This is a genomic window from Oceanisphaera marina, assembly GCF_014643915.1.
GTDB classification, from domain to species: Bacteria; Pseudomonadota; Gammaproteobacteria; order Enterobacterales; family Aeromonadaceae; genus Oceanimonas; species Oceanimonas marina.
The window spans coordinates 18,187-39,210 of the sequence record NZ_BMKE01000003.1; the positions used below are offsets into that span (position 1 = coordinate 18,187).

The 21,024-nt window shown below is 55.8% G+C and carries 18 protein-coding genes; 10 read left to right on the forward strand and 8 right to left on the reverse strand.

Translation table 11 applies throughout. From position 1 onward, the window contains the following. Nucleotides 1–121: 121 nt before the first annotated feature. The 7 genes from IEW52_RS02475 (at nucleotide 122) to IEW52_RS02505 (ending at nucleotide 8,969) form a co-directional block, all read left to right on the forward strand. Nucleotides 122–517, forward strand: a complete 396-nt coding sequence (locus IEW52_RS02475) for a nuclear transport factor 2 family protein (RefSeq protein WP_188628496.1) — start codon at nucleotides 122–124, stop codon at nucleotides 515–517. A gap of 41 nt (nucleotides 518–558) precedes the next feature. Further along, nucleotides 559–1,983 (forward strand): NAD(P)/FAD-dependent oxidoreductase, encoded by a 1,425-nt coding sequence (locus IEW52_RS02480; RefSeq protein ID WP_188628497.1) that lies wholly within the window; start codon nucleotides 559–561, stop codon nucleotides 1,981–1,983. Nucleotides 1,984–2,115: 132 nt separating this feature from the next. Then, on the forward strand, nucleotides 2,116–3,582 hold the full coding sequence (gene pdxR / locus IEW52_RS02485; protein WP_188628498.1) for a MocR-like pyridoxine biosynthesis transcription factor PdxR: 1,467 nt from the start codon (nucleotides 2,116–2,118) through the stop codon (nucleotides 3,580–3,582). Between the two features lie 398 nt (nucleotides 3,583–3,980). Further along, the gene (gene xsc / locus IEW52_RS02490) at nucleotides 3,981–5,741 is read left to right on the forward strand and encodes a sulfoacetaldehyde acetyltransferase (protein WP_188628499.1); all 1,761 of its coding nucleotides are present in this window, start codon (nucleotides 3,981–3,983) and stop codon (nucleotides 5,739–5,741) included. 184 nt (nucleotides 5,742–5,925) lie between these two features. Next, complete coding sequence (locus IEW52_RS02495; protein ID WP_188628500.1) at nucleotides 5,926–6,873, forward strand: bifunctional enoyl-CoA hydratase/phosphate acetyltransferase; 948 nt, start codon at nucleotides 5,926–5,928, stop codon at nucleotides 6,871–6,873. A gap of 37 nt (nucleotides 6,874–6,910) precedes the next feature. After that, nucleotides 6,911–7,204 (forward strand): DUF6506 family protein, encoded by a 294-nt coding sequence (locus IEW52_RS02500; protein ID WP_188628501.1) that lies wholly within the window; start codon nucleotides 6,911–6,913, stop codon nucleotides 7,202–7,204. A 409-nt stretch (nucleotides 7,205–7,613) separates the two neighbouring features. Continuing rightward, nucleotides 7,614–8,969: a cytosine permease gene (locus tag IEW52_RS02505; protein WP_188628502.1), complete on the forward strand. Its 1,356-nt coding sequence runs from the start codon at nucleotides 7,614–7,616 to the stop codon at nucleotides 8,967–8,969. A gap of 155 nt (nucleotides 8,970–9,124) precedes the next feature. On the opposite strand, the gene IEW52_RS02510 is transcribed toward IEW52_RS02505, so the two are convergent. From IEW52_RS02510 to IEW52_RS02540, 7 genes are all read right to left on the reverse strand, one after another. Continuing rightward, nucleotides 9,125–9,649, reverse strand: coding sequence for a universal stress protein (locus IEW52_RS02510; protein ID WP_188628503.1), 525 nt, complete (start codon nucleotides 9,647–9,649; stop codon nucleotides 9,125–9,127). A 74-nt stretch (nucleotides 9,650–9,723) separates the two neighbouring features. Beyond that, nucleotides 9,724–11,067 carry a TRAP transporter large permease gene (locus IEW52_RS02515; protein WP_188628504.1) on the reverse strand — a complete coding sequence of 448 codons (1,344 nt, stop codon included), beginning with the start codon at nucleotides 11,065–11,067 and terminating at the stop codon, nucleotides 9,724–9,726. A gap of 14 nt (nucleotides 11,068–11,081) precedes the next feature. Next, nucleotides 11,082–11,636, reverse strand: coding sequence for a TRAP transporter small permease (locus IEW52_RS02520; RefSeq protein ID WP_188628505.1), 555 nt, complete (start codon nucleotides 11,634–11,636; stop codon nucleotides 11,082–11,084). Between the two features lie 65 nt (nucleotides 11,637–11,701). Then, nucleotides 11,702–12,718, reverse strand: a complete 1,017-nt coding sequence (locus tag IEW52_RS02525; RefSeq protein WP_188628506.1) for a TRAP transporter substrate-binding protein — start codon at nucleotides 12,716–12,718, stop codon at nucleotides 11,702–11,704. 304 nt (nucleotides 12,719–13,022) lie between these two features. Then, the gene (locus IEW52_RS02530) at nucleotides 13,023–14,792 is read right to left on the reverse strand and encodes a cobaltochelatase CobT-related protein (RefSeq protein WP_229667760.1); all 1,770 of its coding nucleotides are present in this window, start codon (nucleotides 14,790–14,792) and stop codon (nucleotides 13,023–13,025) included. Between the two features lie 161 nt (nucleotides 14,793–14,953). After that, nucleotides 14,954–15,937: an AAA family ATPase gene (locus IEW52_RS02535; RefSeq protein WP_229667761.1), complete on the reverse strand. Its 984-nt coding sequence runs from the start codon at nucleotides 15,935–15,937 to the stop codon at nucleotides 14,954–14,956. A gap of 133 nt (nucleotides 15,938–16,070) precedes the next feature. Next, entirely contained in the window at nucleotides 16,071–17,867 is a 1,797-nt protein-coding gene (locus IEW52_RS02540; RefSeq protein WP_188628507.1) for a SulP family inorganic anion transporter, read from the reverse strand. Between the two features lie 237 nt (nucleotides 17,868–18,104). On the opposite strand from IEW52_RS02540, the gene IEW52_RS02545 reads away from it, so the two are divergent. Then, complete coding sequence (locus IEW52_RS02545) at nucleotides 18,105–19,436, forward strand: aldehyde dehydrogenase family protein (RefSeq protein WP_188628508.1); 1,332 nt, start codon at nucleotides 18,105–18,107, stop codon at nucleotides 19,434–19,436. A 210-nt stretch (nucleotides 19,437–19,646) separates the two neighbouring features. Then, nucleotides 19,647–20,057 (forward strand): DUF3461 family protein, encoded by a 411-nt coding sequence (locus IEW52_RS02550; RefSeq protein WP_188628509.1) that lies wholly within the window; start codon nucleotides 19,647–19,649, stop codon nucleotides 20,055–20,057. A 70-nt stretch (nucleotides 20,058–20,127) separates the two neighbouring features. Here IEW52_RS02550 and IEW52_RS02555 read toward each other — a convergent pair whose 3' ends face one another. Further along, nucleotides 20,128–20,382 carry a hypothetical protein gene (locus IEW52_RS02555; RefSeq protein ID WP_188628510.1) on the reverse strand — a complete coding sequence of 85 codons (255 nt, stop codon included), beginning with the start codon at nucleotides 20,380–20,382 and terminating at the stop codon, nucleotides 20,128–20,130. Between the two features lie 224 nt (nucleotides 20,383–20,606). Between IEW52_RS02555 and IEW52_RS02560 the strand changes: the two genes are divergently transcribed. Then, nucleotides 20,607–20,939 carry a DUF3461 family protein gene (locus tag IEW52_RS02560; RefSeq protein ID WP_188628511.1) on the forward strand — a complete coding sequence of 111 codons (333 nt, stop codon included), beginning with the start codon at nucleotides 20,607–20,609 and terminating at the stop codon, nucleotides 20,937–20,939. Nucleotides 20,940–21,024: the final 85 nt, after the last annotated feature.

Consider the following 21,024-nt stretch of genomic DNA (forward strand, 5'->3'; position numbering starts at 1 on the left):
TTCAACTGGCGCTACCGGCTTGAGCGTCTGCCTCCTAATGTTGTGAACATGTAAACAACAGTAACCGCTGTTGAAATTATGGTCATTGCACAGCCTGTACAGGCTGCAAAAGGAGAGTGTCATGTCAGCAGAAAATCAAAAAACCGTCGCCTTGCTCGAGCAACTGTTTGCCGCCTTCAACCGTCACGATGTCGAGGGCGTCATGGCCTGCATGAGCGAAGATGTCGTGTTCGAGGGCGCCGCCGGATCCGAAGCCTACGGCACCCGCTTCAATGGTGCCGCCGAAGTGGCCGCCGCCTTCGTCAAGGTGTGGACCACCTATCCCGATGTCAGCTGGCAGAACACCAGTCACTTCGCCGCGGGCGACAAGGGCGTGTCCCAGTGGACCTTCTGTGCCACCTGCCCGGACGGTAAGCGGATTGAAGCCGATGGCGTCGATATCTTTACCGTCAAAGACGGCAAGCTGGTGTTGAAACAGGCCTTCCGTAAAGACCGCCCCCTGCTGGATCCCCAGTAAATCATTACCCGGGTAGCCACTTTTCATTGGGGAATACGAATATGGATATTGCCAACAAAACGCAGGCGGGACTCCGTCAGTCGGCGCAGCCCAAAAAGGTGCTGGACAGCTATGATCCCACCTACGATCCGCTGGTGGCGGCAACGCCGGGCCGGGGTCAGCAGTATGCGCCCACCTATTGGGTTGCCACCGCCGGTACGGCGCCGGAAGACGACGGTCCCATTGCTCAGGATGTGGATGTGGATGTAGCCATTATCGGCAGCGGCTTTACCGGCCTGACCTGTGCCCTGTTTCTGGCCAAGGAACACGGTATTAAAGCCACGGTACTGGAAGCCAATCAGGTGAGTTGGGGTTGCACCAGCCGTAACGGCGGTCAGGCCCAGAATGCCTCGGGGCGACTGAGCCGCTCCCAGTGGATTCAGCGCTGGGGCCTGGACACCGCCCGCAAGATGCACGAAGAAGTGCGGGAAGGCTTCGATACCTTCAAGGGGCTGATCAAGGACGGCAATATCGACTGTAATCCTCAGGATGGCGGCCACCTGTATATCGCGCATCGAGACAAGGCGATGCGCAAGCTGGAAGCCGAAGCCAAGGTGCTGCGCAATCAGTTCGGTTATCAGACCGAGATGCTCGACAAAGCCACACTGAGCCGCAACTACGTCGATGAAGCCGAGGCGGTCGGTGCCATGCACGAGCCGGATGGCATTGGTGTGCATCCACTCAAGCTGGCCCACGGTTATCACCGTATGGCGCGGGAGCTGGGGGCGACCATACACCCATCGAGTCCGGTTACCGGTTGGGAAACCAGAAACGGCATCCATTATCTGCAAACACCGGGGGGCATAGTTCGCGCCCGGGCGGTGGCGGTGGCGACCGGAGGCTACACCTCCCAGCAGTTGCACAGCCAGTTGCGCAATAAAATCATGCCGATTTTGTCCAACTCCCTGGTCACCCGGCCGATGACGGATCATGAGATTGCCGCCTGTAATTTCAAGACCAACGAGGTGATCACCGACACTCGCACCCTGCGTCACTATTATCGCAAGCTGCCGGACAACCGTTTGCAGATTGGCAGTCGCAGCTCCATTACCGGCAGCGATGCGCCCAATCCCAAGCACCTGCAGTTGCTGATTGACGGTATGCACCGCAAATTTCCGGCGCTTAACGGCATCAAGGTGGATTATTCCTGGTGGGGCTGGGTGGATGTCAGTCACGACATGATGCCGCGCATTGCTCAGCCTGATGAAAAAGAGCAGGTCTTTTATGCCCTGGGCTATGGCGGCAACGGGGTCATGTTTTCGGCCCACGCCGGTCGGCGCATGGCACAGCGCGTGGCGGGTATCAAGGAAGGATTCGAGTTGCCCATTTACGATACGGCACTACCCGGGCATGTGTTCTCGCCTTTTCGCCGGTTGGGACAACGCATGCTGTATCACTGGTATCAACTGCGCGATGAGCATTTGTAAGCCGAGTTAGCGGGGTGTGACGCAGGTACTTTACATTTGTGTGCATTGGGTTACAAAGATGTAACCCAATGGCACGGCAATACTTGTGTATTGTCGTTGCCGATATCACACTTGTAGACAGGTAACCGACTCATGTTCCCGCTTTTTCATTTCTCCACGGAAAAAACCACCAGTCTTCAGCAACAACTGCGCGAACAGATTGCCAGTGCCATTCTTAACGGCAATATCCCCGAAGACAGCCCCTTGCCTTCCAGTCGAAAATTGGCCAAGCACCTGAGTATTGCCCGTAACACGGTGGTACTGGCCTACGAACATCTGCTGGACGACGGTTATCTGCTCGCCAAAGAGCGCAGTGGCTATTTTGTCAATCCGGAGATTTTGTCCCGACAGTTGAAGGTGGTACAGCAAAAGAGCCAGCAAGAAGAGGGCGTTGCACCCAGGTGGCTGCACAAGCTCAAGATAGTGCCGAGTAACCAGCAGAATATCACCAAGCCGAAAGACTGGCAGAAGTATCCCTACCCTTTTATTTACGGTCAGTTTGATACCAGCCTGTTTCCCAGCAACCACTGGCGAGAATGCTGCCGGGATGCGGGGAGCGTGCCGGCGATCCGCGACTGGGCCTCGGATCGTTTTGATGCCGATGATCCATTGTTGATCGAACAGATCCGCACCCGTTTACTGCCCAGACGTGGGGTCTGGGCCTCTGCAGATCAAATCCTGGTGACGGTGGGCGCCCAGCAAGCCTTGTATATGCTGGCGCGTTTGTTGCTCGACAAAGACAGCATCATAGGTATTGAAGAGCCGGGTTATGTGGACATTCGCAATATCGCCACCATGAACCCGGCCCGGGTACGCGGCTTGCCGGTAGACGAACAGGGGTTGATCGTCGATGAAGGACTGAACGGCTGCGATGCGGTATTTACTACTCCGAGCCATCAATGTCCCACCACGGTCACCATGCCGTTGGAGCGCCGTTATGCCCTGCTGGAAAAGGCTTCGGAGCAGGACTTTCTGATTATCGAGGATGACTACGAATGCGAGAGCAACTTTAAATCCAATCCGATACCGGCGCTGAAGAGCCTGGATACCAACGATCGGGTGCTGTATGTGGGTAGCCTGTCCAAAACCCTGGCACCGGGGCTGCGGCTGGGCTACCTGGTCGGGCCTGCCGAGCTGATCCGCGAAGCCAGAGCCTTGCGCCGGCTGATACTGCGCCATCCGGCGGCCAACAACCAGCGTTCGGTGGCGCTGTTTCTGGAACGGGGCTATCACGATGCCCTGATCATGAATATCGCCAAGGCTTATGAAGAACGCTGGCAGGCGATGGGAGAGGCGTTGAACGAATATTTGCCTTGTTCCAGTCGGCAGCCCAGTTTTGGTGGCTCCTGCTACTGGGTAAAAGGGCCCGAGGGGCTGGACAGTCGGCTGCTGCGTAAAGAGGCGGCAGACAGGGGGATTTTAATCGAGCCTGGCGATATTCATTTTCTGGAACAGCCGGCACCGCTCAATTATTTCCGCCTGGGTTACTCCTCGATTCCGGCCCACAAGATACGGCCGGGCATTAAAGCACTGGCGGAACTGATCGAGGATATGATCTGACCGCATCACAGTGGCAAGCCGGCGGCTTGCTTCAATAATGGATAAATGTTTAATGAATGTTAATTAAAGGCGCCTTGATGGCGCCTTTTTTGTTTTCAAGTAGCTGAAAAATAAGTTTTTTGTTTCTGGCGTAACGCTTGTTACGTAACTGGTCCTACTCAGTCATAGCCCCAGTTCCTACTCTAGTCCTCAGTGAATCGCATCATGTCATCAGATATCAATTATCTGAGTCGAGTTACCCGGGAGGGGAAGCCCGGTTGACCCGACAGACACCCGAGGTGTTATTCGCCTTACTAATAATAATGAACGTAAACCTGCTTGAACCGAACATTGGATTGAACACTCCGGGGTGGCGGTAGGTACCGTCACCAACAGGACACAGCAAAAGGAAGACAGCTATGCCACGTATGACTCCTAGTGAAGCTTTGGTTGAAACTCTGGCGGCCAACGGTGTAACCGATGCCTTTGGCATCATGGGTTCTGCCTTTATGGATGCCATGGATATTTTCGCGCCGGCCGGTATTCGACTGATCCCCACGGTTCACGAGCAGGGTGCGGGCCACATGGCCGACGGCTATTCTCGCGTCAGTGGTCGTCATGGGGTTTGTATTGCCCAGAACGGCCCGGGTATCACCAACTTCGTCACCGCCATTGCTGCCGCCTACTGGGCGCACAGCCCCGTGGTGTGTATCACTCCCGAAACCGGCTCCATGAGCCAGGGGCTGGGTGGTTTCCAGGAAGCCCAGCAACTGCCGTTCTTCGAAACCATCACCAAGTATCAGGGCCACGTGGCCAACCCGGCCCGTATGGCCGAGATCACCGCTCGCTGTTTCGACCGTGCCATGCTGGAAAACGGCCCGACCCAGCTGAACATTCCCCGTGATTTCTTCTACGGCGACATCAACGTCGAGATCCCGCAGCCGATTCGTATCGAACGCGGTGCCGGTGGCGAACAGAGCCTGCAGGAAGCGGCCGAGTTGCTGGCCAATGCCAAGAACCCGGTGATTATTTCCGGCGGCGGCGTGGTCATGTCCGATGCGGTCGAAGAGTGCAAGGCGCTGGCCGAGTATCTGGGGGCGCCAGTGGTGAACAGCTACCTGCACAACGACTCCTTCCCCGCCAGCCACCCGCTGTGGTGCGGTCCTCTGGGTTACCAGGGTTCCAAGGCCGGCATGAAGCTGATTTCCCGTGCCGATGTGGTGCTGGCGCTGGGTACCCGTCTCGGTCCCTTCGGTACCCTGCCGCAGCACGGTCTGGATTACTGGCCGAAAGAAGCCAAGATCATCCAGGTTGACTGCGACGCCAAGATGCTGGGTCTGGTGAAGAAGATTTCGGTCGGTGTTTGTGGTGATGCCAAGGCCGCCGCCGTGTCCATGCTCAAGCGTCTGGAAGAGCTGAACGTCTATTGCCTGGAAACCAAGGGCGCCCGTGCCAGCGAAATTGCCGCCGAAAAAGCGGCCTGGGAACAGGAACTGGACGAGTGGATCCACGAGAAAGACGATTACTCGCTGGACATGATTGCCGAGCAGGCCGAAGAAGAAGGCAGCTTCCTGCACCCGCGTCAGGTATTGCGCGAGCTGGAAAAAGCCATGCCGGAAGATGCCATGGTGTCCACCGATATCGGTAACATCAACTCGGTGGCCAACAGCTACCTGCGCTTCGAAAAGCCGCGCTCTTTCTTCGCCGCCATGAGCTTCGGTAACTGTGGTTACGCCCTGCCGACCATTATCGGTGCCAAGGTGGCCGCTCCCGAGCGTACCGCTATCTCCTACGCCGGTGACGGTGCCTGGGGCATGTCGATGATGGAGATCATGACCTGTGTGCGTGAGCAGATTCCGGTCACCTCTATCGTGTTCCACAACCGCCAGTGGGGCGCCGAGAAGAAGAACCAGGTCGACTTCTACAACCGCCGTTTCGTGGCCGGTGATCTGGAAAACCCGAGCTTCGCCGACATCGCCCGCTCCATGGGGGCCGAAGGGGTCACCGTTGACCGTCTGGAAGATGTGGGTCCGGCCCTAAAGGCCGCCTGTGCCGCCCAGAAGGAAGGCAAGACCACGGTTATCGAAATCCTGTGTACCCGCGAGCTGGGCGACCCCTTCCGTCGTGACGCCCTGTCCAAGCCGGTCCGTCACCTGGAAAAGTATAAAGACTACTGCTAATCGTTTTGGCTGCCCATTCTTGCGCAGTCACTAGATAGCACATCAAAGGGTTGGCCAGGCCAGCCCTTTCCTCTCTCAGCTTTGCCGCAGTATCAGGGTAAAAATAGGAATTGCGGGAGGCAACCACAAGTCATTGCCAGCAGTGGTTTGTGGTTGTTTTCTGTCAGTCGCAAGGAAAGACATCATGCTCAGTAACAAGCCCAAGGAATGTCCGGCCCGGTTGCTGGCTCAGGCCCGTCAACATCCCCGAGTCACCACGGCGGTGATCAATCCGATCAACGAAATTTCGCTGGCCAGCGCGCGCATGGCACAGGATCAAGGCTTGATCGAGCCGATACTGGTGGGTGACATCGACACCATGCGCCGTCAGGCAGAGGCGATGGGCTGGTTGCTGGACCATGTTCGTCTGGTACAGGCCGGTGACGAAACCGAAGCGGCCCGGCTGGGAGTGGCGCTGGTCAGCGAGGGTAAAGCCCACTCCATCATGAAGGGGCATGTGCACACCGATATTTTGTTACGGGCCGTGCTCGGCCGTGCGGCGGGCCTGCGTACCGACAGCCGCCTGAGCCATGTGTTTTACATGACAGTACCCGGCAGCGACCAGGCACTGTGTATTACCGATGCGGTGATCAATGTGCAGCCCTCGGTACTCGACAAGCTGCATATTGCCCGCAATGCCATCGAGTTCATGCATGCTCTGGGTAATCCTGAGCCCAGAGTGGCATTGCTCTCGGGCACCGAAGAAGTCAGCAAGAGCATGCCCTCCAGCCAGGATGCCGCCGAACTGGTCAAGCTGGCGGCCATGGGCGCGCTGCCCGGCGCCGTGGTGGAAGGACCGCTGGCGTTTGATAATGCGGTGTCGCTTGAAGCGGCCGCTATCAAGGGCATCACGGGCAAGGTGCCGGGCCATGCGGATATTCTGCTGGTACCGAATCTGGAGTCAGGCAACTTTCTGTTCAAGCAGATGGTGTATTTTATGGGAGCGACCGCCGCCGGTCTGGTGCTGGGCGCCCGGGTACCCATTATTCTGACCTCGCGTGCCGATCCGCCCGAGGCCCGACTGGCTTCCTGTGCACTGGCTTCCTTGTATTGCGCTCATCGCTCGGCTCAGACCTTGGTGCCGGTATCCTGAATTCTGGTTTATTTCGTCTTCGTTAAAGGAGTTTGGTATGTCACTCAGTCGTTATGGTTTTATTGTGAAAGGGGCGGATCTGGAGCTGTTCAAGCACCACAGCCGGATCAAGAGCGAGTTGTTCGATATCGCCGTGTCCGGCGTGCAAACCCTGGAAGAGGCCATTATGGCGGCCCAGGAAATGCTGACTCGACGCATCGAGCTGATTGAGCTGTGTGGTGGTTTTACGGCCGCAGAAGAAGCGCAGATCCGCGAGGCGATCAACGATCATGTGCCCCTGGGACGGGCGCAATACCGCAATGAAGATCAGGACCGTGTCGACTGGCCCTGAGTATGCTGTAGGCGACTCACTGAAGTGAAAAAAGACGAGACCCAGGTCTCGTCTTTTTTGTTTTCCTTTGAGGCTGACAAACCCGGTTGACTGAAATAACTCCACGTCATGTCCCCAAGATTAAACCATCTATCTTGTTGACTCTGATCTCAATCAGGACAAAGGCGCAGCTGGCTAGCGGCAGCGCTTTAAGGAGCCCAGAAGTTCTTCTCAGGTCGTCCGGTTATTTTCGTTTGGGTCCAAACTATGTAAAAAACACGATCGATATAACATAACAAAATGTAAACAAAGATATAGATTTATCGTTAACAATAACGATGCTAACTTGTTAACCGAAATTAGACCTCATCATTAACATCAGGTTGGATGTAGCAACATCCTTATCACAGCGTAAACAGAGAGTGTCCTTATGGCTGTACATGAAATGAACAACCCTGAGCTTATGCCGTCCACGGACAAAGACAGGGACATCAATATCTGGGATTTCACCATGCTCTGGGCGGGCATGACCATCAACATGGGAGCCTTCACCATGGGAGCCCAGTTGTATCCGGGGTTGTCTCCCTGGACTATCATAGGTGCGATTTTGGCCGCCTATGCCATTGTGACCACCATTCTGATCCTGGCCGGTGATATTGGACTGCGTTACGGTATTCCCTTTGCCGTTTATATCCGCGGTTGCTTTGGTTATCAGGGCGCCAAGATCCCTGCGGCCTTTCGCGCTATTCCTGCCTGTTTCTGGTTTGGCTTTCAGACCTGGGTAGCGGCCGTTGCCATCGGCAAGGTACTGGAGTTGTGGATTGGCTATAGCAACACCACCATTCTTATCCTGATTTTCGGGGTGCTGCAGGTAGTCAATGCCATTTATGGCATGAAAGCCATGGCCAAGTTCGACTGGATTGCTATTCCCGCGCTGACCATACTGATCGGTCTGGTTACTTTTTGGCTGCTGCAGACCAATAATGCGACCATAGGTGACGTGCTGGCTGCGCCTTCGCTGGATAATGGCTCTTTCTGGTTTGCGGTGATGGCCATCGCCGGTATCTGGATCACCATGGGGCTGAACAGCCCGGACATGACCCGCAAGCTGGAGCGCTCTCGCGACCACAGCAGCAAGAATTTCTTTATCCGTAACCGCAAGCCCTTTTTTGCCCAGATTTCCGGCCTTATCGTGATTGGCTCCGGCATTCTGATGGTGGGCATGATAGGCGGTATCCTCACCGGCACCTGGGATCCTATCGAGATCGTACTGAACTCTATGAGTTCACCCATAGTGCTGATCCTGAGCATGATCACCATTGCCTTTGCCCAGTGGTCCACCAACACTGTGGCCAACCTGATGCCGTCCGCTCTTATCCTGATGAACGTTTTCCCCAGACTGAGCTTTGGCCAGGGTGTATCCATTTCCGGTGCCATCGGCCTGCTGATGATGCCTTGGGTGTTTGCCGACAACCTGCTGTGGTTCAGCGTGATTACGTCCGGTTTGCTGGGGCCGGTAGCGGGTATCATGCTGGCCGACTTCTACCTGTTACGCCGCGGTCAGTTGAATGTGGATGACTTTTATAACCCCAAGGGTCCCTTTGTTTATCAGAACAATTATAACCTGCGGGCCTTCCTGGTTTACGGTCTGTCTTTTGTCTGCAGCCTGGTGTTCATCGATATGGCGTTCTTCGTCGGGCTGCTGGTGAGCGTGGTGGGGTATTATCTGTTGATGAAACCCATTGCTCGTCCTGCCGGTGAACATACCGTTCCCGCACAATCCTGAGTTTTAAGCGTTAGTTGTGTGCCTTGGCCCCCCTGGTGGGGCCTTTTTTTGCCCGGTGAAGCTGGCAAAACGGTGTGATGGTGAGCAGAGCCGAAAAAAGACGAGACCGGAGTCTCGTCTTTTTTCGGGTTATTACCGGCGATAAAGGTTGGAGATCAGTGCTTTTGCAAGACGGGTTTGCTTGCCGTGTCTTTTTCGGGGCGGGGTACTATCAGGGTGGGAATGCGTGCTTCGCGCAGTACATTCTTGGCCACGCTACCCAGCAGCGTCTGAAACCAGCCCTTCTCGTGGGCGCCCATCACGATTAAATCACAGCCCAGCTCCCTGGAACGCCTGAGAATCGTCTCGGTGGGGTAACCTTCAACCACTTCGCAGCCGATGATTTTGGTGCGTAATGCCTGCTCTTCGGGGGCGATAACTTCCCAGAAATGATCCTGGCGTTGTTGCAGCTGATCCTTGGCATGATTGAGGCGCTGATGTAAAAACTCCTCACGGCTGCTCTGATTGAGAATATAAGACTGTAGTGTCAGTCGTTCATCGCTGGACAGTTCTTCAACCACTTTCAGAATATGAATATCGGCACCGGTTTGCTTTGCCAGATAAATAGCATATTTAAAGGCATAAGAGGCGTTCTTGGACAAGTCGGTACAGTACAGAATCTTGTTTATTTCCGGCAACATCGGCGCATCCCTCATTAAACATTAAAGACAGGGCAGACTTATCATCGGCCCTGTCCATCATAGTGAACTCGTCGCTAATATCCCAGTAGACTTGGTAAAAACAGGGTTATTTGCGGTATATAAGCAATGATGAATACGGCCAGCACCGAGGTAAAAGCAAAGGGCAGGGCGCGTACCGATATTTCCTCGATGGAAGTACCCGATACGCCAGAGGCAATAAACAGGTTTTCGCCCAGCGGGGGTGTTTGAAAGCCAATGGACAGACAGCACACCACCACAATACCGAAGTGGATGGGGTCTATGCCCAGGTTATACGCCACGGGTAACAGCACCGGCGTCAATATCATGATGGCGGCCAGGGTTTCCATGAACATGCCGACAAACAGCAGGAAGAAGATAATCAGTGCCCAGATCAGGTAAAGATTGGTGGTCATCTCCAGCATGGAGGAGGCCACAATGGCCGGGATCTGGTTTTCCACCAGCAGGCGACCAAATACGGTGGCCGTAAACAGAATCAGCAACACGCGACCGGTCAGCCAGGTGGTGGTTTCCAGCGAGCGCATCACCGCTTTTATCTTCAGTTCCTTGTGTACGAAAAAACCGATGAACAGGGTATAGAAGATGGCGACGATGGCCGATTCGGTAGGGGTGAACAGGCCACTGTAAATACCGCCCAGTATGACCACCGGGGCCAGTACCGACCAGACGCCCTTGCGTAGCGCACGACGGGTGGTGGCGGCAGACCAGCCTTCGGTGGTGCCCTTGTAACCGTGCTTACGACATAAAAAGTAGTTCATGACCAGCAAGCCACCGGCCAGCACCATACCCGGGAAGACGCCGGCGATAAACAGCTTGGGAATAGACACCGACTGGAATTGACCATACTGAGCAATGGCCTCGGGCGGTGCCATCATGCCCATCGCGGAAATCCCGAAAATCACCATGGGGATGGAGGGCGGTATCACCACGCCCAGCCCGCCGGACGAGGCGGTAATTGCCGAGGCATATCCCTTGCTGTAACCCCGGTCGACCATGGCCGGTATCATCAACATGCCAACGGCGGCGGTGGTGGCCGGGCCCGAGCCGGAAATGGCGCCGAAGAACATGCACGCCATTACCGTGGCCGCCGACATGCCGCCGGTAAAGGGGCCGGCAAAACTTTCGGCCAGGTCCACCAGCCGTTTGGAGATGCCTGCGGCTTCCATCAAGGCGCCGGCCAGAATAAAGGCGGGCAGGGCCATCAAGGGAAAAGAGCCGACCGAAGTAAAGGCAATCTGCACGAACTTGATGGGGTTATCACCCAGATACAAAAAAGAGGCGAGAGCGGAAACCCCCAGAGAAACACTGATGGGAGCGCCTAGCAGCAGTAACAGCAAAAAGCTCCCGAATAAGATCATGACGACGGATGATTCAACCATGGGTGGCTCCTGCCTTAACTCGGTTTATTGTGTTGGTCGGAGGATTCGATCAGCTTCTCGACTTCCAGTGATTCCGGATCCCGAATATCGATGCCCTTGACCAGCTTGTAATAATTGACCTGCAGTATGCGAATGGTCATTAGTGCAAAGGCGATGGGCAGTATCATGTAGACGTATTTCATCGGAAAACCCAGGGTTTGCGATTTCCAGAACAGGTTCATCTTGTTGAACACGAAGTCATAACTTAAATAAACGAAATAGCCGTTGAAACAGACCCAGATAAGATCTGCAATTGCCTCGGAAATAACGGCAACGATAGGCGGAAAAAATTTGAACTGAAATGTCACCCTGTTATGTGCCGCCAGTTTGGTGGCATAGCTGGCGCCGAAATAAACAAACCACACGAACATGTAAGTGGATAATTCTTCGGTCCAGGAAAGGGAATGATTGAATACCTGCCGCGAGATGATTTGTGCAAACAGCAGCACAACGAAAGACGCGAGCAAAGTCCTGCAAATCACGTTTTCTATATTATCGACAATCTTGAACAGTAATGTGCCAATGCTCATGGCGATGTCTCCCTGAGAAAAGTGCACCAGCCAAATGGCGGGTGCACTCTGGTTGAAGCGACGAGTTAGATGGTGTCGCGTCCGAGGGAGGTCAGGATCTTGTTCAGGTTATCTTTACCACCCAGCTGCTTGTAGTACTTGGGCCAGACCTGATCGATGGCTTTTTGCATCCACTGTTTTTCTCCGTCGGCAGGCTCGGAGATCTCCATGCCATTGGCAGTCAGCTCGGCCTTGATCTTGTCTTCCTGCTCAACCAGCCACTGGGCGCTGTGATCGGTGGCCGCCTGACCGGCTTCCAGAATGGCTTTTTGTACATCGGCAGGTTGAGACTGAAAGACGGATTCAGACACGATCAGCGGCTCGATGGAGAACAGATAGCGAATATTGGTAATGTACTTCTGTACTTCATCAAACTTCATGGCCGACACGGTAATGTAGGGGTTGTCCTGACCGTCTACCACGCCCAGCTGTAAACCGGTAAAGGTTTCAGACCAGGCCATGGGCGTGGGGTTGATGCCCCAGGCGCGGTAGGTATCGATCATGATTTCGTTGTTGGGAACGCGTATTTTCAAGCCTTCCAGATCCGCCAGCGACGAGACGGCTTGCTTGGAGTTGGTCAGTACCCGAAACCCGGAATAAGCCCAGCCGATAATGCGTACACCGGCATCACGAATGGTGTTCTCCACCAGCTGCTGGCCAACTTCGCCCTGGGTCAGGGTCACTGCATCGTCCAGGCTGTGTACCATGTAGGGCAGGGTCAGGACGCCAACACTAGGCGAAAAGGGGGTCACGTTGTTGATGGCCAGAATGGAGAAGTCGAGCAACCCCATGGATGCATCGTTGATGGTCGCCTGTTCATCGCCCAGCTGACCGTTAAGGAACATCTTGGTGTCGTGTTTGCCGGCGGTTTTTTCCTTGAACACTTCTGAAAATTTGAGACCCAACTCGTGCTGAGTGCCGCCGGCACCATCACCGACCGCAATACGAAAGGTATTGGCCTGCGCGACCGAACTGCCGACGGCAATGGCGCCGGCACAAAGGGCGAAGGAGATGGACTTGATAAAGCGTTGCTTGAATATCATGGCTTCTTGCTCCAGTTGCTGATGTTCTGTCCCGTATGCGGGACAAGGTCCTTCCGTGATGCCAGGCGGGGTGAAAATTCTGATTTTCCCTGCCTACTGCTGGCGCTTGCTGCTGACTTGGGTGCCAGAAGGCGGTTCTGAACGACCGCGGGTTAATCTGTCATCCCAAGTGAGCCACTCACCATTCATACTCGAATCTGCACCCTGAAATAGTTAGGGCCACATGCCTGAAGGAGCTGGGTCCAACGTTAAAAATCTTAAAAATCAATACCTTAAAAACGGATGAATGTAAATGAAATGTTATTTATTTTGTTTGCATTGTGCCGATTGTCCTGCTCATCAAGGCCAATATCTCGTCGAATACCTTGTTATCCAGAGAGTGACTCAGGTCTAGCAACTGACTGTGGCGGTAGTAGTCACTCAGGTCTAGTCCTACCCCCAGGGCACAGAGAGCAATGCGGCCTTCCCGCTCCAGGCGGGCGCTGACCTGGCGCAGATGCAAGTCGAGAATATCCTGTTCATTATGCTGGCGAGTGGCGGTGTCCATGGGGCAACCGTCGGAAATTACCAGCAGCAGTCGATCCCGGGCCGGTTGTGCCAGCAGCCGTTGCTCTGCCCACAACAGCGCTTCGCCATCCAGCCCTTCGCGAAATACATCGTCCTTGAGCAGTGCCGCAATATCGCGACGAGCCCGTCGCCAGGGGGTATCGGCGTCTTTGTAAACCAGATGGCTACGTTCGTTCAGTCGGCCGGGGTTGGCAGGGCGGCCCTGCCGTTGCCAATGGCGAAGCGGCTGGCCACCGTTCCAGTGGCCGGTGGTAAAGCCCAGAATTTCTACTTTGGCACCGACCCGTTCGAGAGCGCGGGCCAGGGTATCGACCAGCATGCTGATGCTGTCGATATGCGGACGCATGGAGCCGGAATTGTCGATCAGAAAGGTAACCACCGCATCGGCTTTCGGCTCTTGCTGTTCCTGTTTGAAGACCCGACGGTCGGCCGACGAGGTTACCAGCGTCGACAGCCGCCGCCCGTCAAGGTGGCCTTCTTCTTCACCGAAGCGCCACCCCTGGCGTTGCGGACGAGCCAGCAGATGGCGCAGTTTTTTGGTGAGTCCATTCAGGTTAAGCCCTTGCTCACGAATACGTTGGTCCAGCCGCTCGCGCAGCCTAACCAGCAGTTCGGGGCGCACCCGTTTGTGGGCTGGCCATTCGCGGTCGTAACGAGCCTCGTAAACCCGGTAGTGCAGTGCCTCGGCGGCCTGGCGCAACCGGTCATGGCCATGTTGTTCGGCCAGGGCGATAGCGGCATCATCCCCGCCCTCCAGATCCAGCAACAGGCCGAAGGCCTTCTTGGTGTCTTCGCTCAGGGCGTCTTCCGGCTTGCCGTCGCCAGCCTGTTGCTGGTGTAACTCATCAATCAGTCCGTTCAGACACAGAGCAATAGACAGCGCCTGCTCGGCGAAGGCGGCCTGATCGTAACGATGACGGCGAATAAGACCGAACGCGGGGCCAATTTCCCGAAGCAGAAACATGCGCGTCGATTCAATCATCATCTCGGTGGTTTCTTCCATTGGCCCGCCCCCCAGTTGCACCCAGCTCATTTGCGCCAGAGTGAACAGCAAGAGGCCTACATGGCTCTCGGACTGACCGGAAGTCTGAAACTGATTACACCAGGCGCTAAAACGGTGATGCAGGTTGTGCTTGCTGCCCGGGTGCCAGGATTCGACCAGAGATTCGACCCTGAGTTGCTCCAGCAGCTCGAACACCAGTCTGGCGATAGGCGGCGAGGGCAGCCATTGCCGGTGCAATTCGGCATTGTTGTGGCGCAGGCGCAGGGCGATGGCATCCACCACGCCGCGAAACGAGCCCAGGTCGTCCAGCCCCAGCTGCGGATGCAAGTGGGGGGCGCGCAGTGGATAGGGGCGGCCTTTTATTTCCAGTCTATGGCCGCGATAACGCAGATCCTGCTGGGCCGACAGGGCGCGGATCAGCGCGGCGTTCAGCTCTTCGAGCCGTTGTTGCTGGCGTGCTTCCCGGGCCTGATCCTGGCCCGAAGTCATGGGGGGCGTGGTCATCTTGGGTTTCCTCACTAGGCGAGCAGAGAAAGCGATAAGGATAAAAAGGGTCGCCGCCCATCGGCATGATGAAGGGCGCACCGCAGTCACTTATCGCTTTCTACTGTACGGCAGATTCCGGACCGCAGCCGTATCACGAACAGCTTGATCCGGAGGGCAGGTTACATCAGGGCCAGCTTGAGTGATCGGGATTCATCCAGTTCCTGATCGAAACAGCGCTGATAATATTCAGCCACCAGGGGCCGCTCTGCCTCATCGCACTTGTTGAGAAACGACAACCGGAACGCCCGTGCCGGATCGCCAAAAATTTCGGTATTTTCGGCCCAGGCGATCAGGGTGCGCGGCGACATCAGGGTAGAGAGATCGCCGGCGGCAAAACCGCTGCGGGTCAGTTCCGCAACCGCCACCATAGTGCTGATCAGCTGATGACCTTGCGGATCTGCATAACAAGGGACCTTGCCCTGCACTATGCTGATTTCGTCTTCCCGGGGCAGGTAATCCAGGCTGGCGACTATATTCCAGCGGTCCATCTGTGCCTGATTGACCTGCTGGGTGCCGTGATACAGACCGTTGACGTTACCCAGGCCCACGGTATTGGCGGTGGCAAACAGTCGAAAATGCGTATGAGGGGTAATCACCTGATTTTGATCCAGCAGGGTGAACTTGCCGTCCTGCTCCAGGATCCGCTGGATCACGAACATCACGTCCGGGCGTCCGGCATCGAATTCGTCGAAGATCAGCGCCACCGGCCGACGCAGGGCCCAGGGAACTATGCCTTCCTGAAACTCGGTAATCTGCTTGCCGTCTTTCAACACTATGGTGTCTTTACCCACCAGATCGAGTCGGCTGATATGGCCGTCCAGGTTGATCCGCACGCAGGGCCAGTTAAGCCGGGCGGCAACCTGTTCAATATGGGTAGACTTGCCGGTGCCATGTAATCCCTGGATCAGTACCCGACGATTACGGGTAAAACCGGCCAGAATCGCCATGGTGACATCCGGATTAAAACAGTAGGCGGGGTCGATATCGGGAACGTGCTCGTCCTTGTGCTCGAAGACCGGCACCTTGAAGTCGGAGTCGATATTGAACAACTCTCGAACCGACACCAGCCGGCTGGGATGGTCGTGAATAAGACTGGTCATCATTCTGCCCTCGTTCGTTGGCGGCGCGACATTGGTAAACAAAGTGTTAACAGTGTATCTAGCGAAGCCGGAGCGAGTAGGGACCAGTTGGCACGAGCGCATGTGGCCAGTGCCGATATGCAACGGAGCCGAGTCTTCAGGCTGGCTGCTGGGTAATGGGGATCTCGGTGGCGATGCCTGCGCCGGGTGGGGCCTGTTTGCATTCATGAAATATTCTGGCAGTGCAGGTTTTGCAGACAGCCGGGTCGAGCTGGTCGTAAATACGATGTATGGCCTGCCCTTTATTCATGAAGATATGATCTTCTCCCAGTCTTTCTATCAGGTTGTTGCGCTTCAAAATGCGCAGCACGCCTTCTTTCAGGTTGCACAGATAGAGGTCGCCGCCTGCTGCTCGCCGGCGAATCGATTCCTGCAGCAGCATTTGTGCGCCGACGATGTCGACGAAATTCATGCCATTGCCGACGATCAATAATCTGGGCTCGCGCACATTCTGCAGATATTCCTGCACATGGTTTACGGCACCAAAAAACAGCGAGCCTTCTATGCGAATGATGCGCAGCTGCGGGCAATAAGGCAGGCGCTTGTTTTCGGCACTGACAAACAGCGGATGTTTGGCATCCGGATCCGGCAAAATAGACACGATGCGGGGCGTGGAGGTGCGCTTAAGATAAAACACCAGCGACAGAATAACGCCGGCATAAATGGCAAATTCCAGCGCAACCAGCAAGGTGGCGGCAAAGGTCACCACCAGTACCGTGGTTTCGGACTTGGCGGCACGCACAATCAGTTTGATATGGTGAAAGTCGATCAAGTTCCAGGCTACCACCAGCAACAAACCAGCCATGGCCGGTATGGGCAACCAGGCGGTCATGCCGGAAAACAACTGCAGTATGAGCAACAAAAAACCGGCGGCAAAAATGGCCGCCATGGGGGTGCGAGCCCCCGAGGTAAAGTTGACGCCGGTGCGGGTAAAGGAGCCCGAAGAGGCATAGCAGGAAAAGAAAGCACCCACCACATTCGATAACCCCTGGCCGATAAACTCCTGATTATCATCCAATCGCTGATGAGAGCGGCTGGCGATGGCGCGGGCAATGGAGGAGGCTTCAACCAAGCCGAGCAGGCTGATGGCCAATGCACCGGACGACAGGGCGCTAAGATTACTGAAGCTTAAATCGGGCATGCTCAGCGGCGGCAGGCTGGCGGGAATGGCGCCCACCATGGCGATATGCTGCTGGTTCGGGTCCAGTATGAATGCCAGGCCACTGGCCAGCGCAAGGGCGATCAGCATATTGGGCCAGCGGGGGAGCAGCTTCTTGATCAATACGCAGCTCACCAAGGTAGTGAGGCCAACGGCCAGGCTGTAAGGATCGGCACTGGACAGGTGGCTGAGCACTTGCCAGCCATTATCGGTAAAGGTGCCTTTGGTGTGCAGCGATAGCCCCAGTAAATTCTGCAGCTGGCTCACTACTATCACCACGGCGGCACCGGCGGTAAAACCGATTACCACCGAGTGCGACACAAAATTGACCAAGACCCCCAGCCGAGCCGAAGCCAGCACCAGCTGAAATACCCCTTTCATCAGCGTCAGCGTGAGCGCCAGGGCAATAAATTCGGCCGAACCCGGCGTGGCCAGCGGGCTGACCGAGGTGAATACCACAATCGACATGGCGGCGGTAGGGCCGGAAATCAAATGCCAGGAAGATCCGAACAGAGCGGCAATAATGGCCGGAATGATAGCGGCGTAAAGTCCGTATTCTGCGGGCAGGCCGGCAATCAGCGCATAGGCTACCCCCTGGGGCAGCACAATAATGGCATTGGTCAGACCGGCTTGGGCATCGGCGCGCAGGCTGGCGCCATTAACCAGAGGAGTCCATTGTAAAAACGGCAGCATGCGGGTCCACATTTTCGACTTTCCCTGGGCCTGATTTGCCATTGTTGCTCTCCCTTGTATTGTTGCAAGCATGCTATCCGGACTGTGGCGCGATGAAGTGCCGAGCTGGCTCCATCACTCTGGGGTAACTGGCCATTGCCCCGCCCCGGGTCTGTGACTAACGTCATGTCAGCTGTGATTTTTACCATAGAACGACGGTAACTGCGTCAGTTGCCCTCTTATTATATCACCGGTGGCGTCATCCTTTGTCGACCGGGCAGGGAAGCGGGGAGCAACCTAGTGGAATTTATTTCGTATCACCCGGCAACCGGGACCGAAGTGACGCGTTTGCAGGCATTATCGGCGAACGAATTAGAACAGCGTCTGCAGCAAAACCAGCAAGCCGCACAGACATGGCGACAAAGCAGTACTTCGGATCGCAGTGCCTTGCTGAACAGGCTGGCCTCGTTGCTGTCGGCCAACCGGGAGCGGCTGGCGCTGTGTATTACGCGAGAAATGGGCAAACTGCTCAGTGAGGCTCTGGCCGAGGTCGATCGCTGCGCGTTGGAGTGTAACTATTTTGCGACTCATGGCCCGGCCATGCTGCCGCTGGCGCGTAGCATGAATACCTGTGAACCCATGGGCAGCGTGCTCTTGCTCAGTTCCTGGCGTTTTCCTCTTTGGCAGGTATTTCGCGTGCTGGCGCCGACCTTGATGGCTGGTAATGCCGTGTTGTTGAAGCTGGCGGAGAATCTGCCGCTGTGTGCCCGGGAAATTGAAACCCTGCTGGCCGACGCCGAGGCACCCAAGGGGCTGGTGTTTAGCCTGCTGATTAGCAAGCCACAGGTAGCGACCCTGATTGCCGACGCCAGAGTAAAGGCATTGGCGTTCAGTGGTAACCGGCAAGATGCCAGCCAGGTGGCGGCGCTGGCCGGGCAGCAACTAAAACCCATTATTCTAGAGCTGGATGAAACCGAGCTGCAGATTATTCTGGACGATGCCGATCTGGATTTGGCGGTGGCAGCGGCGCTGCGCTCACGTTTTCGCAATGCCGGTCAGCTGGGGCATGCGGCGCGAGGCTTCATGGTCACCCCCGGTATTGCCGAGCAATTTGTAGCCCGGCTTTCCGCCCAGCTGGCCGAGTGGCAGCCGGGGGATCCGTCATTATACGTCTCCACCCTGGGGCCTCTGGCCACCCGCTTGCAGCGTGATGACTTGCAGCAGCAGGTACAGGCGGCACTGGCCGACGGTGCCCAGGCTGTGGTGGGTTGCCAGCTACCTACAGGCGCAGGCTGGTATTACCCCGCTTCGTTACTGGACAGGGTACGGCCCGACATGGCGGTATTTCGCCGGCAACTCAGCGGGCCTCTGGCCTGTGTATTGCGCGCTCCAAATCAGGATGCCATTCTCGACATGTGTCAGGATCTGGGCCCTGATGGCACCGTCAGCATCTGGACGCGGGATATGACTCAGGGTGAGCAATTGGCGCGGCAGCTGCCGTTTGCCACCTGCCTGGTTAACAGAGAACCTTGCCAGGGGAGCGGTTATCAGTCCCGGCCCGGCCTCATGACTGACGGTCACTTCAGTATCCGGGCGTTTTGCCACATCAAGAGATTGCTGGTGTCTGCCTGACGTACTGGTGCCAGCTTGTCGTTATAACTGGCTCTGTCCCGGGCGGGTGGCGCCTGGCTATACTGTGGTGACAGGTATTGCTCACGTTTTCTCGCTAGGTATGGCTCGGTCTATCCTGACTGTCACGGAGTGGCCCCGAGTGCAATACGTTGCTGCCGGCGTTGTTGGTCGCGGCATATTTTCATTAATCTCAAATGATTGGGCGAAAAAATGACATCAAAGTATCCAACTCTGGAACAGATGGGGATCACCTCTTTCGACAGTATCAGCCGTTACAGCCTGCGCCGCGAGGCCAGAGCCGACGTGCTTAAAATATACTATCACCGGCCAAGCGGCTCTTTGTTGTCGCGCAGCAAGAAATTCACCTTTGCCCGAGCCAAGGCCAAGGTGGCGGTCGAGTTCCAGAAAACCGACGCCTGGCATCAGCTGGAAGACACCAGCCCGCTGTTGCGTCAGGCGGTGGCGGAATTACAGCAGTTGCTCAAACCGGCCACCGACACCGCAACGTCGGAGGATACTCGCAATGCCAAGCAGCAATTGCTGGCTGATCTGGAGCATATGGAAGCGGTTATGAAGGACAAGCTGGAAGAGCTGCGCCGCCAGATAGAAGAGTTGAAATAAAGAAAATAGGGCGGCCGGGCCGCCCTTGATGTATCCCGCAAACGCTATCCCACCCTGAGTTTGACTGCCATCAAGATGCCAAAGCCTGTCGTTGCTTGAGCATTGATTCTGCCATTTTCTTGCCAAACAGCTCCATGACCACCTCTTCATTGCCATTGGCTTCATGCAAGGCACTCACCATGGCCTCCAGGGTCGGCATTGTCTTTTCGATCAGCTGCTGTACATACACCTCTGGCGTGATCCGGGTCAGGGCCTCGTATTCGGCAAACACACGAGCGGCGTCTTGCTCCAATGCAATGGTCAGTGTTGTTGTCTTCTCTGACATGGAAACTCCTGTTGTTATTCGGCTGAGGTTTGAATGGCAATCTAGAATGCCTGCTCAGGCTATGTTAGGGCCAGTCAGCGGGGGCGGCTGGAGCCAAAATCCTGGCCTTATGATGGGCTTATTTCTGGCTCTAGCAAAGAGAGAACGCAGCCGTTAGCGTGGCGGATGTTAATAAACTGTAAATTTAGGTGCATGGCAGTTTTCTCTGCAAATGAGGTAGTAAAATGTCTGAATTTCCCACTCTGGCCGCCATGGGCATCGAGAATGTCCATGCCATCGCACGGTTCAAGCTATGCCATGCAACGGCTGAAGATGAACTGAAGATTTATTTTCGTCCGGTACAAGAGGGGTGTCAGCCGGACAGTCTCAAGTTCGCTTTTTCACATCAGGGCGATAACAGTAAGCTGGAGCAAGCCTTGAGTGAACTCAACCGGTTATTGGCAGAGACGCAATCGGCAACCGATGCCAAAACCGCCATCGCCGAAAACCTGGCCAGCCTGGAGCTGGTAATGCAGGCCAAGATGGAGGAAATTCGCGAGCGGCTGGCCAAGTTATAAGGTGTGCTGGCACAGTGATGGGCGTATTGGCCTGAGGCCAGGCATTCATCGCGGCTAAAGGAAGATTGGCAAAATAAGAAAAGGG